This is a genomic window from uncultured Aureimonas sp. (assembly GCF_913775355.1).
Taxonomy (GTDB): Bacteria; Pseudomonadota; Alphaproteobacteria; order Rhizobiales; family Rhizobiaceae; genus Aureimonas.
Window position 1 is genome coordinate 15,626 of the sequence record NZ_CAJYIU010000058.1, and the last position, 11,717, is coordinate 27,342.

At 68.3% G+C, this 11,717-nt stretch carries 13 protein-coding genes; 6 read left to right on the plus strand and 7 right to left on the minus strand.

Annotated elements, in window-relative coordinates; genetic code table 11:
* The first annotated feature begins 91 nt into the window (after positions 1-91).
* Positions 92-937, plus strand: a complete 846-nt coding sequence (locus tag QZ753_RS04580) for an RNA methyltransferase (RefSeq protein ID WP_294641513.1) — start codon at positions 92-94, stop codon at positions 935-937.
* Here the strand turns inward: QZ753_RS04580 and QZ753_RS04585 are convergent.
* The gene (locus QZ753_RS04585) at positions 876-1,922 is read right to left on the minus strand and encodes a hypothetical protein (protein WP_294641514.1); all 1,047 of its coding nucleotides are present in this window, start codon (positions 1,920-1,922) and stop codon (positions 876-878) included. The two genes, QZ753_RS04580 and QZ753_RS04585, sit on opposite strands and share 62 nt — an antisense overlap.
* 126 nt (positions 1,923-2,048) lie before the next feature.
* On the minus strand, positions 2,049-2,645 hold the full coding sequence (locus tag QZ753_RS04590) for a DUF1134 domain-containing protein (RefSeq protein WP_294641515.1): 597 nt from the start codon (positions 2,643-2,645) through the stop codon (positions 2,049-2,051).
* Positions 2,646-2,900: 255 nt separating this feature from the next.
* Between QZ753_RS04590 and chpT the strand changes: the two genes are divergently transcribed.
* Both chpT and QZ753_RS04600 read left to right on the plus strand, forming a co-directional pair.
* On the plus strand, positions 2,901-3,593 hold the full coding sequence (gene chpT / locus QZ753_RS04595; RefSeq protein WP_294641516.1) for a histidine phosphotransferase ChpT: 693 nt from the start codon (positions 2,901-2,903) through the stop codon (positions 3,591-3,593).
* Positions 3,594-3,693: 100 nt separating this feature from the next.
* The gene (locus QZ753_RS04600) at positions 3,694-4,086 is read left to right on the plus strand and encodes a response regulator (RefSeq protein WP_294641517.1); all 393 of its coding nucleotides are present in this window, start codon (positions 3,694-3,696) and stop codon (positions 4,084-4,086) included.
* Between the two features lie 63 nt (positions 4,087-4,149).
* Here the strand turns inward: QZ753_RS04600 and ctrA are convergent, their stop codons facing one another.
* Positions 4,150-4,845 carry a response regulator transcription factor CtrA gene (gene ctrA, locus QZ753_RS04605; RefSeq protein ID WP_055888342.1) on the minus strand — a complete coding sequence of 232 codons (696 nt, stop codon included), beginning with the start codon at positions 4,843-4,845 and terminating at the stop codon, positions 4,150-4,152.
* Between the two features lie 378 nt (positions 4,846-5,223).
* Between ctrA and QZ753_RS04610 the strand changes: the two genes are divergently transcribed.
* Entirely contained in the window at positions 5,224-5,583 is a 360-nt protein-coding gene (locus QZ753_RS04610; protein WP_055888340.1) for a flagellar export protein FliJ, read from the plus strand.
* Between the two features lie 148 nt (positions 5,584-5,731).
* Here the strand turns inward: QZ753_RS04610 and QZ753_RS04615 are convergent, their stop codons facing one another.
* Positions 5,732-6,022 carry a DUF1153 domain-containing protein gene (locus QZ753_RS04615; RefSeq protein WP_055888338.1) on the minus strand — a complete coding sequence of 97 codons (291 nt, stop codon included), beginning with the start codon at positions 6,020-6,022 and terminating at the stop codon, positions 5,732-5,734.
* 248 nt (positions 6,023-6,270) lie between these two features.
* Here QZ753_RS04615 and mnmA point away from each other — a divergent pair, with 248 nt between their 5' ends.
* Complete coding sequence (gene mnmA / locus QZ753_RS04620; protein WP_294641518.1) at positions 6,271-7,443, plus strand: tRNA 2-thiouridine(34) synthase MnmA; 1,173 nt, start codon at positions 6,271-6,273, stop codon at positions 7,441-7,443.
* A 4-nt stretch (positions 7,444-7,447) separates the two neighbouring features.
* Here mnmA and QZ753_RS04625 read toward each other — a convergent pair whose 3' ends face one another.
* Positions 7,448-8,401 (minus strand): Gfo/Idh/MocA family oxidoreductase, encoded by a 954-nt coding sequence (locus tag QZ753_RS04625; protein ID WP_294641519.1) that lies wholly within the window; start codon positions 8,399-8,401, stop codon positions 7,448-7,450.
* Positions 8,402-8,472: 71 nt separating this feature from the next.
* Positions 8,473-10,398, minus strand: coding sequence for an EAL domain-containing protein (locus QZ753_RS04630; RefSeq protein WP_294641520.1), 1,926 nt, complete (start codon positions 10,396-10,398; stop codon positions 8,473-8,475).
* Between the two features lie 212 nt (positions 10,399-10,610).
* Between QZ753_RS04630 and QZ753_RS04635 the strand changes: the two genes are divergently transcribed.
* On the plus strand, positions 10,611-11,264 hold the full coding sequence (locus tag QZ753_RS04635; RefSeq protein ID WP_294641521.1) for a TetR family transcriptional regulator C-terminal domain-containing protein: 654 nt from the start codon (positions 10,611-10,613) through the stop codon (positions 11,262-11,264).
* A 40-nt stretch (positions 11,265-11,304) separates the two neighbouring features.
* Here the strand turns inward: QZ753_RS04635 and QZ753_RS04640 are convergent.
* Positions 11,305-11,717, minus strand: a 413-nt coding sequence (locus QZ753_RS04640; protein WP_294641522.1) for a flavin reductase, incomplete at its 5' end; no start/stop codon positions are given.

The following is an 11,717-nucleotide window of genomic DNA, read 5'->3' on the forward strand; positions in this document are numbered from 1 at the left end:
CCTTCAAAATTCGCCTCTGCTTCATGTCGCCGACTTTGCGTGAGCGGTCGGTCGTCGGCCACGCGTCGAGGTCGGGATGGGGGAGTGAGCGATGGACGAAGCGCGGCAGGCTCCGGAACGCCCGGTCGTCATCGACATCCTCGATCCCGCCGATTCGCGAATCGCCGCGTATCGCGATGTGCGCGAGCGCGACCTGACGCGCAGCGGCCAGTTCATCGCGGAAGGGGCGGTGGTCCTCGACCAGATCCTTGCTTCAAGCCGGTTTCGCCCGGTGAGCCTCCTGGTGCTGCGCCAGCGACTGGAGGGTCTGGGCGCGCGGCTCTCCCGGCTGCCGGCGGATGTGCCGGTCTACCGGGCCGAGCGCGACGTGTTCGATCGGATCGCCGGCTTTCCGGTTCATCGCGGGGTGATGGCTTTGGCCGAACCCGTGCCGGCCGCCGGGGATCATGCGATCGAAGCGGCGCTGCGCATGACCCTCGACGCGAGGGGAAACCTCGTCGTCGCCTGCGGCCTGTCCAACCACGACAACATGGGGGCGATCTTTCGCAATGCCGCGGCTTTCGGCGCGGGGGCGGTAATCCTCGACGAGCGGGCCTGCGATCCGCTCTATCGCAAGGCGATCCGGGTGTCCGTCGGAACCGTGTTCACCGTGCCGTTCGCGCGCTGGGGCGGTGCGTCGGCCATCGCGGAGCGCCTGTCGTCGATGGGTTACGAGTGCCTCGCGCTCACGCCGAACGCCGCGGATGCGCTGCGCGATATCCGGGATACCCGGCCCCGCGCCCTGTTTCTCGGGGCGGAAGGGGATGGGCTGGAGGATGCGGTGATGACCCGCTGCCGCCCCGTGCGCATCGAGATGGCGCCGGGGCTCGACAGCCTCAACGTCGCGACTTCCGCCGCGCTCGTCCTGCACCATTTGGCTTTCCCGGCGCGGTCGTGACCGTCGCCCCCGGTGCGGTCGGCACTGCCGTCTCCGGTGCGGCGGTCGCTTCGCCGGCCTGAAGGCTGCGCACGCGGTCGGCGAGGAACGGCTCGTCGTCGCCGCTCGGCTGCGGCGCCTCGGCGATGAAGCGCGCAAGCTGCGAATCGGACCCTTCGACCTTGATCCGCTCATGAATGACGCGCGCCGCGATGTCGCCGATGCGCTCGCGGATTTCCGCGTGGTCGGCCGGCGTAGCCGCGGGTTTCGCGGCGCCCGTGCGCGCGATGGCGGCCCGAAGCCGGCTGCTTCCGGTCGGGCCCGTGGCCGCCGTCGGCGCCGGAGCCGGGGGGGCAAGGGAGGCCTCAGGCTTTGCCGACGCCAGCGCCTGCGGAACGGGCCGTGATGCGGAAACCGTCGCAGCGAGCGGCCCGGTGGCCGCAGGCGGTGGCGGGGTGAGGGCGGCGGTGAGTTCGCCGACCCGCGCTTCCGCGGACGCCAGCTGGAACCGCTGCGCATCGAAGCGCTCGCTGAGGTTTGCGTGCTTGGCGGAGAGGCCTGCCAGTTCGCCCTCGCGGCGTTCGAGACGCGCGCGCAGGTCCCGGCGCGTCGCCAGAAGCGCGTCGCGCTCCTGCGTCAGCATGCCGATCTGGTCCTCGAGGAGACGGATGCGGCCGCTGCTCGCCGCGATCTCGCGGTCGAGCTCGACCTGCCGGGCGAGAAGCTGGCCGTTTTCAAGGATGGCATGACCGGCCTCGGTGCGCTCGCGCGCCACCGTCTCCTGCGCGGCGCGATGCCGCATCGCTTCCCGTCCGAGATCGAAGGCTGCCCTTGCGCGCGCGGCGTCGATCTCGGCGCGCATCTCGCGCACGGAGGCCGGGATGTTGGCCTCGAACTCGCGCCGCGCGAGACGCTGGGCGTTGCTCCACAGGATCGGCGCGAAGACGAGGGCCAGGAAGCTGGCGACCAGGGCGCCGAGCGCGAAGACGAGCGCGGTTGCGATCATGAAACGTTCGACCTCGTGCCTGGCGGATGCCGTAGGTCGACATAGGCCAGAAAGGCGACCGGACGACGGCCGCGTCGGACTGTCATACGTCAATCCGACCCGGCCTGCCTAGCGCGGCGTTCCCCCTCAGAACGGGTTCCAGGTCGCGGTCGGCGTCAGCTTGAGATAGCCGACATTGACGCCGAGACGGGCGCCGACGCCGGTGCGGATCGGCACCAGCGTGATCGCATCGCGCTGCAGGAAGGTCATGCCGACGCCGCCGACGAGATAGGCGCTGCCGCTCATGCCGATGAAGCGGCCGTAGACGCCCTCGACCGACGGCAGGTTGTAGACGAGCATCATGGTGCGCGCGCCGTCGCCGCCGGCATCGAAGCCGATCGACGGGCCCTGCCAGAAGATGCGGTGCTCGCCGGCGTTCTTGGTGAAGAGGGTGCCTTCGCCGAAGCGCAGGCCGCCGATGAAGGCGCCGGAGCCTTCCTCGCCGAGGATGTAGCCGTTGGGCAGGCCGCGCTCCTGGAAGGCGCGCTCGATCACCGTGGCGAGCCCGCCGGCCGTCGCGCCGAAGAAGCGGTGCCCTTCGCCGACGATCTCCTCCATCGTGTAGCCGCCGCTCTGCGCCTGGGCGCTCGCGGGCAGGGTGGACAGGCCGATCGACGCCGGCAGCGCCACGGCGGCCATGGCGGCGAGGGCGAGGCGGCGGACCAGCCGGGTCGTGCGGTTCATCGCGGGAATCCTTCCGAAGGCTGTGACGGTCCGGGCGCCCTATGAGCGAGCGGACGAAGGTCTCGTCCACAGCTTGCGCGATGCATGGTTTCCGCTTCCCTAACGCCGATGCCTGCCGCTCCGTCAGGTGTCGTCGGGATGCCACAGGCGGCGGAAAGGGTGCCGGCGGCCCGGCTTTGCCTCGCCGCACGGGCGGCCGCGTGATAGGGCGATTGTGTCCGATTTTCATCGAATGTTAACCAAGACGGAACGCCGATGACGAACCTGCCCGCATTGTCCGCGCCGGATCTGGCGGCCCTCCTGGCCAGCCGCCTCTGCCACGACATCATCTCCCCGGTCGGGGCGATCCAGAGCGGGCTCGAACTTCTCGACGACATGCCGGACGATCCGGAATCGATGGCGCTCGTGCGCTCCTCGACGAAGAGCGCGGTGGCCAAGCTGCAGTTCGCGCGGATCGCCTACGGCGCGTCGGGCTCCTCCACGGCGCAGATCGACATGGGCGACGCAAAGACCGTCGCCGAGGGCTGGATGGCGTTCGAGAAGGCTAACCTGCAGTGGTCGGGCGAGCGCGCCTACGTGCCGAAGAACATCGCCAAGCTGGTGCTCAACCTTCTCGTCGTCGCCAACGCATCCGTGCCGCGGGGGCGCGAGGTCGAGGTGGTGATCGAGCAGCTCGAGCCGGTGGCGCGCTTCACGATCACCTCGCGCGGCAAGCCGCTGCGCGTTCCGGCGAAGTTCCGCGAGCTTCTGGCCGGCGAGGCGACGCCCGATTCGATCGACGCCCACGGCATCCAGCCCTATTACGCCCTGCTTCTGGCGCGTGAGGCGAAGCTCGCCGTCACACTGGAGCAGAGCGACGAGGAGGCCGTGTTCCGGGTGGCGCCGATCGCCGAGGCCGCCGACACCGCCGACGCGGACGAAAAGGTTGCAATCGACGCATCGCGTTGACGATCCGTTGGTCGTCCTCGTGAACGCGTCCGAAAAGGTCGGCTGCTAGGGTTCCTCTCGAACGCCGGTTTCCCGCCGGCGGCAAGCCGGAGCCGCTCGCATGTCCGTCTGCCTCGTCATCGACGAATCCAGCATCGTCGCCAAGGTCGCCGCGCGCATTCTGACGGGTGTCGATCTCGAGACAATCGGTGCCGAGAGCGTCGCGGCGGCGGCCCGCCTCCTGGCCGAGCCCCGCATCGCCGCGCCGGTCCTGGTGCTGGTTTCGGCCTCGCTTCCCAGCACGACGGTGGACGCCTCGGTGCGGGCCCTGCGCGCCGATCCGAAGACGGCGAAGGCGAAGATCCTGGTGTCGTTGGTGGAATCCAATCTCGGCACGATGACCCGTGCCAAGCGTGCGGGCGCCGACGGCTTCATCTTCCGCCCCTTCGACCGCGCCTCACTTCTCGACTGGGTCTCGCCCTTCGTCGCGGTGGCCGAGCCGGCCGCGGCCTGAGCACGAAAACGCCCGCCATTCCGCGATGGGAAGGGCAGGCTTTTGCCAGATGGGTGGGACGGCTCAGGCGGCGCGGGTGTCGGATTCCGGCTCGCGAAGCACGTAGCCGCGGCCCCAGACCGTCTCGATGTAGTTCTTGCCCTCGGTCGCCGTCGCCAGCTTCTTGCGCAGCTTGCAGATGAAGACGTCGATGATCTTCAACTCGGGCTCGTCCATGCCGCCGTAGAGGTGGTTCAGGAACATTTCCTTGGTGAGCGTCGTGCCCTTTCGGAGCGAAAGCAGCTCCAGCATGGCGTATTCCTTGCCCGTAAGGTGCACGCGCTGGCTGTTCACCTCGACCGTCTTGGCGTCGAGATTCACCGTCAGGTCGCCGGTCACGATGACCGACTGGGCGTGTCCCTTGGACCGGCGTACGATGGCGTGGATGCGGGCGACCAGCTCGTCCTTGTGGAAGGGCTTGGTCATGTAGTCGTCAGCGCCGAAGCCGAGACCGCGCACCTTGTCCTCGATGCCCGCCATGCCAGACAGGATCAGGATGGGCGTCTTGACCTTGGCCAGACGCAGCGTCCGCAGGACCTCGTAGCCCGACATGTCCGGGAGATTCAGGTCGAGAAGGATGATGTCGTAGTCGTAGAGCTTGCCGAGATCGACACCCTCTTCGCCGAGATCCGTCGTGTAGACGTTGAAGCTCTCGGACTTCAGCATGAGTTCGATGCTTTGCGCGATCGCGCTGTCATCCTCAATCAAAAGAACGCGCATCAGTTAAATCCTCTGCATCAGCCCGGCCGGGGCGGGGGGACCGACAAGGTTGGAGTTCGTCTTAGAGCTGAAAGCCATCGTGCCAGTGAATGGTTAACAATGCCTTCCGCTCAAATCCTTTGTTCAACCGAGTCTTTCGATCTGTGTCCGTATCGCGGCGAAGATGTGTGGGATCCCATTCGGAAAGCACGTCGCATCCTCGCCTCGACTTGAACCTGATCGGTTTACCCTGCCTTAAATGATCCATGGCTATGATTAACGGCGCGCGTAAACAGACGGTTAAGGTGTAGCCGCCGAGGCTTGCCTGAAGCCGCACGAGCGTCGCGAAACGGGGGTTCATGTCGAGAACCCCTATGGAACACAGGAGATGAGGGCGTCATGGCCAAACGTGACAACCTGGTTCGGCTGGCGCGCTTCAAGGTGGCCGAGAAGCGCCGTCAGGCCGACCAGCTGCAGATGATGCTGAACGAGTTCGAGCGGATGGCCGGCGAGCTCGACGCCCAGATCGCGAGCGAGGAAAAGAAGTCCGGCATCACGGACCTCAACCATTTCGCTTATCCGACCTTCGCCAAGGCTGCGCGCACCCGCCGCGACAACCTGACGAATTCGGCCGGCGACCTGCGCATCCAGATGAATGCCGCGCGCATCGCGCTCGAGGAGGCCGAGGCGGATCTCGTCAACGCCGAAAAGCTCGAGCAGCGCGACGCCGGGGACGATCGGCGCACCGCGGTCGCCTGACGCCTCCCGCCGCACTCGATTCTCGACGAAGGCCCGGCCGCTTCTGGCGACCGGGCCTTTTTCGTGCGGGGCATAAGCTATCCCCGCGGCACGAAAAAGGGCCGGCGCCCTGCGGCCCGGCCCTTCGATTCCCTCGCGCGTCGATCGATCAGTGCAGATCGATCTTCTTGCGATACTCCTGCAGCTGAGTGGTGCGCAGCCCGGCCAGGCCGTGGCTGTCGATCGACGCCTGCCACGACAGGAATTCTTCCACGGTCAGCGTGTAGCGCGAGCAGGCCTCGTCGAGGCTGAGGAGCCCACCGCGCACCGCCGCGACCACTTCCGCCTTGCGGCGGATCACCCAGCGCCTCGTATTGGAGGGCGGGAGGTCGGCGATCGTCAGCGGACTCCCATCGGGGCCAATGACGTATTTCACTCTTGGTCTAACCTGATCGGTCATTGAACTCTCTACACTACGCAAAGACCTAATCGCCACGTTCAAGCTAGACCGGCGGCTCTAAACATTCCGCTAAGCCCTTATTAGCAATTCGATAACAGGTTGAATCAAGCTCCGGCCGGGCCCAGATGCGGCAGCGATCCGCCCGGGCCGAGAAGCCGAGTGCGAACCGATGGTTGGCACGCCAGCGCGCTCCCGGTAAAAGGAACGCTTACCTGCCGGCACGGCCGGCGCATGAGAGTTTGCCTGCCATGCTCAACAGTCTCGACCTGCCGAATGCGCCCGCCGAGACGCGCGTCGTGGTCGCCATGTCGGGCGGCGTCGATTCGTCGGTCACCGCCGCGATTCTCAAGGACGAGGGCTACGACGTCGTCGGCATCACGCTGCAGCTCTACGACGGCGGCGCGACGCCCAAGCGCGCCGGCGCCTGCTGCGCCGGTCAGGACATCGCCGACGCGCGACGGACCTCCGAGATCCTCGGCATTCCGCACTACGTCCTCGACTACGAGCAGCGCTTCCGCGAGGCGGTGATCGATCCGTTCGCCGCGAGCTATCTGGCGGGCGAGACGCCGATTCCCTGCGTCGCCTGCAACCAGACGGTCAAGTTCCGCGATCTCCTCGCCACCGCGCGCGACCTCGGCGCCGATGCGCTGGCGACCGGGCATTACATCCTGTCGCGGCCGAACGGCGCCCATCGCAGCCTCTACCGGCCGGCCGATCTCGACCGCGACCAGAGCTACTTCCTCTACGGCACGACGCAGGAGCAGATCGACTTCCTGCGCTTTCCGCTCGGGCACCTGACGAAGCCCGAGACGCGCGAGATCGCAGCGCGCTTCGGGCTCGGCGTCGCCTCGAAGCCCGACAGCCAGGACATCTGCTTCGTCGCCAACGGCCGATACAGCGACGTGATCTCGCGCCTGCGCCCGGATGCCGGCGAGCCGGGCGAGATCGTGCATGTCGACGGCCGGTCGCTCGGGCGGCACCAGGGCATCGTCCACTTCACGATCGGCCAGCGGCGCGGCCTCGGCATCGCATCGGGCGAGCCGCTCTACGTCGTCGGCATCGACGCTCGCGCGGCGCGCGTCATCGTCGGTCCGCGCTCGGCGCTGGAAACGCGCCGTCTCGCGCTGCGCTCGGTGAACTGGCTCGGCACGGCGCCGATGCCGAGCGGCGAGACGGACGGGATCGATCTCTTCGTGCGCATCCGCTCGACGCGCCCGCCCGCACCGGCGAGGCTGACGGGTGGAACTGACGGTCTGCCCGTGGTCGAGCTCCTGGCGGGCGAGGACGGCGTGTCGCCGGGGCAGGCCTGCGTCTTTTACGCTGGCAAGGGGGAGGGCGCGCAGGTCCTCGGCGGCGGCGTGATCGCCCGCACCGAACGGGCGGCGATGCCGGCCGTCGGCGCGGAAAGCCTCGTCGCCTGAGGCGTCAGCGCGCCGCGCGCGGCGACGCGGTCTCCAGGATGCGGACGGTCTCGACCGCCTCGTCCGCGCCCGTGCGCGGCGTCTGCCGCGTGGCGACGCATTCGAGAAAGTGACGCAGTTCCCGGTCGAGCGGCAGCCCGGGCTCGGTCTCGAGATACTCGGGATCGGCCGACTGGAACGCGAAGGCCCGGCCGTCGCGCCAGACGCGGTGGCCGTAGAAGGCGAGCTTCTGTCCCTCGGGGGCGAGGTCGTCGAAGCACAGCATTCCTTCCGTCCCGATCACGGTGAAGCGGCGGTCGCGGAACGGCGAGACGCGCGAGACGTGGATCTCCGCCCCGATGCCGGACGGGAAGCGAAGCGCGATGTCGGCGACGTCGGTCTCGTCGCTGAGGACGGTGCGGCGCAGCGTTTCGATGCCTGACGGATGCTCGCCGGCGATCGTCAGGACCAACGACAGATCGTGCGGCGCGAGATCCCAGACAGCGTCCATGCCGAGGAAGCGGCCGAGGCCGAGACGTGTCGAGATGATGTGTCGGACCGCGCCGATGCGGCCCTCGGCGACCGCGGCCGCGAGGCGTTCGAACACGGGATGGAAGCGCAGGACGTGGCCGACCATCAGGATGCGCCCGGCCTCGGCGGCGGCCTTGGCCGTCTCGGCCGCATCGCCGGCATCGAGGCCGATGGGCTTCTCGACCAGGACGTCCTTGCCGGCAGCGAACGCGCGTCGCGCCGTCGGCCCGTGCAGGGAGGGCGGCAGCGCGAGGACCAGCGCATCGATCGACGGATCGGCGATAAGGTCGTCGAGGGCGACGGCGGGTACCGCGAAGCGGTCGGCGAGCGTCTCGGCGCGCGAGGGATCGGCGTCGGACAGGGCGGCGAGGGCGCCGATCTCCTTGAGGGTGCGGACATGGTTCTGACCCCAGTGGCCACAGCCGACGACGGCAACGCGCGGTGTCATGAAAGCTTCCTTCGCAACCTCGTTCCCGCGTTGCCTAGCCTCGGGCAACAGGCCGCGCAAGCACGAGACGCTCAGGCGGCCGCGACGGCGCGCGGAGCTTTCATCCAGTCGCGGAGCGCTGCGGCGGGCATCGGCCGGGCGATGAGGTAGCCCTGCAACGCGTCGCAGCCGGCCTCGCGCAGGAATGCCATCTGCTCTTCGGTCTCGACGCCCTCGGCGACGCAGGGAAGCCCGAGCGAACGGCACATGGCGATCACGGCGCCCAGAAGATCGCGGCGTTCCAGCGCCTTCTCGCCCGAGACGAAGCTGCGGTCGATCTTGACGCGGCCGATCGGCAGCTCGCGAAGGTAGCTGAGGCTGGCGTGGCCGGTGCCGAAGTCGTCGATCGCGATCTGCGCGCCCAGCGCGGAGAGAACGCCGAGCGCTTCACGCGCTGCCTCGAAATCGCGCAGCATCGCCGTTTCCGTCAGTTCGAAGACGATGCGCGAGGGTGCGATTTCGGAGTTGCGCAGGGCGGAGATCAGCGAAAGGATCGTGCCGGGCGACGTCAGGTCGTGGGCCGAAAGGTTGAAGCAGACGGCCGTCGTGTCGGGCAGGTCCGCGGCGGCGGCCAGCGCCATGTCGAAGAGTTTGACGGTCAGCCGGTGGACGATGCCGGTGCGTTCGGCGACCGGCACGAACACCGCCGGGCTGATGGGCCCGAGCGTCGGGGAGGTCCAGCGCGCCAAAACCTCGACCGCGGACAGGGCGTGCGTCCGCGCGTTCACCACCGGCTGGAGATGGATCGTCAGCTCCCGGTCGAGGTCGGCCGCCTGGAGCGCCGCTTCCACGGCCCGCTCCGATCGCACGGCCGCCTCGTGGGCTTCCGAATAGAGGGTCGGCAGGCCGCGGCGCGAGCTCTTGGACGTGTAGAGTGCATAGTCCGCACGCTCGTAGAGGGTGGACGCGTCGAGCTTCATCCCGGTCGTCGTCGCGATGCCGCAGGAGGCGCCGATCGAGATCGTGACGCCGTCCGTGAGATAGGGCTCGGCGAGCCGCTGGCAGACGCCAGTCATCAGGGCGATGGCGCTCTCGCCGTCGGCTTCCAGGATGAAGGCGAACTCGTCGCCGCCGAGGCGCGCGACGCTCCCCCAGCCCGCGAACTCCTCGGTCAGCCGTGCGCCGACCTGCGCCAGGATCTGGTCGCCGACGAGGTGGCCGTAGGTGTCGTTCGCCGCCTTGAAGCGGTCGAGATCGATCACGCCGAGCGACAGGGGCGCGCTCGCCGCATCGCGCGCCGCCATCATCTGGCGCAGGTCCGAGAAGAACAGGCGGCGGTTCGGCAGGCCGGTCAGCATGTCGGTATGAGCGAGGAGCGTCACCTCGCGGTTGAGGCGCGCCGTCTCGCTCTGTGACTGCACGAGCTTGGCGAAGGCCGAGAAGCCGTTCATCAGCACCCGCATGACGACGAGCGTGACGAGGAAGATGTTGAGTGCGATCGCGATGTAAACGGTGTTGCCCGACGCGAGGAGGTAGAAGAGGAGGTAGGGGATCGTGGTGAAGCTCGCCACGAGGACCGCGCCCTGCGGCAGATGGCTGAGGCAGAAGATGCAGCCGATCACCGTGATGCCGACGAACATGGCGACATGCGCCCGCTCGTCCGGCCCGCCGAAGACCGTCAGCCTCAGCGACCAGACGATGTAGGCCGCCGAAAGGATGCAGCCGAGCGCGGCCGTGCGGCGCAGAAGGTGGATGATCGCGGCGTGGTCGAAGCTGTCCGGGTCGTAGCGCAGCCAGGCGATGGCCCGAAGGCCGCCGATCGCAGCGAGTGCGCCCGGCACGAGGAGCGACATCCAGACGGGCGACGCCTCGTAGTGCGTGTAGCCGAGGGCGAGGGCGTTGACGCTCAGCAGCGCGTAGAGGAGCGGCACCTGCGAGCGCAGTTCCTGGAACTGCTTGGCTGCCATTTCGGGGCCGACCGACGCGAGGGTCAGCCACTGCATCGCGTTCTTCAGCATCGGCCGCCCGTGTCGTCCACAACGGCGAGGACGCTACACGGCAGGTCTTGAGATTGCGTAGACGCAACCAAGAGAACCCGTCGCTTGCTTCGAAAGGAGACGTTCCGGATCGGCACCAGGTCGATCGGCTGGCGATTGCCAGCGCATGCCATGTCATCCTACCACTAGGGGGCGTGCGGCTGCCGCGAGCCGCCATCTGGCAGGGAGAGCGCATGGGCGCGAAGGGCGCAGACCGGGAGGGGGGACAACCCGCGGCTCCGGCGACCCGCATCCAGGCCGTCTCGCGGGTGCAGATTCTCGACGCGGCGCTGGACATCTTCTCCCGGCACGGGTTTCGCGGATCGACGGTGGACGAGATCGCCGCCCGCGCCGGCATGTCGAAGGCGAACCTCCTCTACTACTACCGCCGCAAGCAGGATCTCTACGAGGCGGTTCTGGAGCGCACGCTCGGCGAATGGCTCGATCCGCTGGATGCGTTGAATGTCGACGCGGACCCCGTCGAGGAGCTTCGACGCTACATCGCCGCCAAGCTCGTCCTCTCGCTCGAGCGGCCGGAAGCGTCGCGCCTCTTCGCGAACGAGATCCTGGCCGGCGCGCCGGTCATCCTGCCTGCGCTCCAGACGAGGCTGCGGACGCTGGTGCTGCGCAAGGCCGCCATCCTGCAGACCTGGGTTTCCCAAGGGCGGCTGGCTCCGGTCGATCCGATCCACCTCATCTTCGCGATCTGGGCGACGACGCAGCACTATGCCGATTTCGCCGCCCAGATCCGCGCCATCCTCGGGCCGGACGTCGAGCGCCCGGACTTCCGAGAGGAGGTCACCCAGTCAGTCCTGTCCGTCATCCTCGACGGGGTTCGGCCGCGCTGACCGCAAGATCCCGCCAAGAGCGGGTGCGCGATCTCCGGCTTCAGATCATGTGATAGCTGCGGTCGAAGTAGATCAGGCCCCGACCCTCGCTCCGTGACCGTAGCGACAGGACACGGCAGAAGAAGACGTCGTGCGTGCCTGCCTGCGTCGCCGTCGAGATGTCGCAGTCGAACGAGGCCAGCGCGCCGTCGAGTTCGAGCGCGCCGCCTGCGGTCCCCCGCCAAGACGCGGCGGCGAAGCGCTCCGCAACGGGCGTCCTGCCGCCGAACACGCGGCTGAGTTCGGCGTGCTCGGCGGCCAGCACGTTGACGCAGATCCGTCCGTTCCGCCGGACCGGCGCATAGGCCGACGAGGCGCGGTTGATGCAGACGAGGAGCGTCGGCGGGTCGTCGGTGACGCTGCAGACGGCGGTGGCGGCAAAGCCCGCTCGGCCGCCCGGACCGTCGGTCGTGA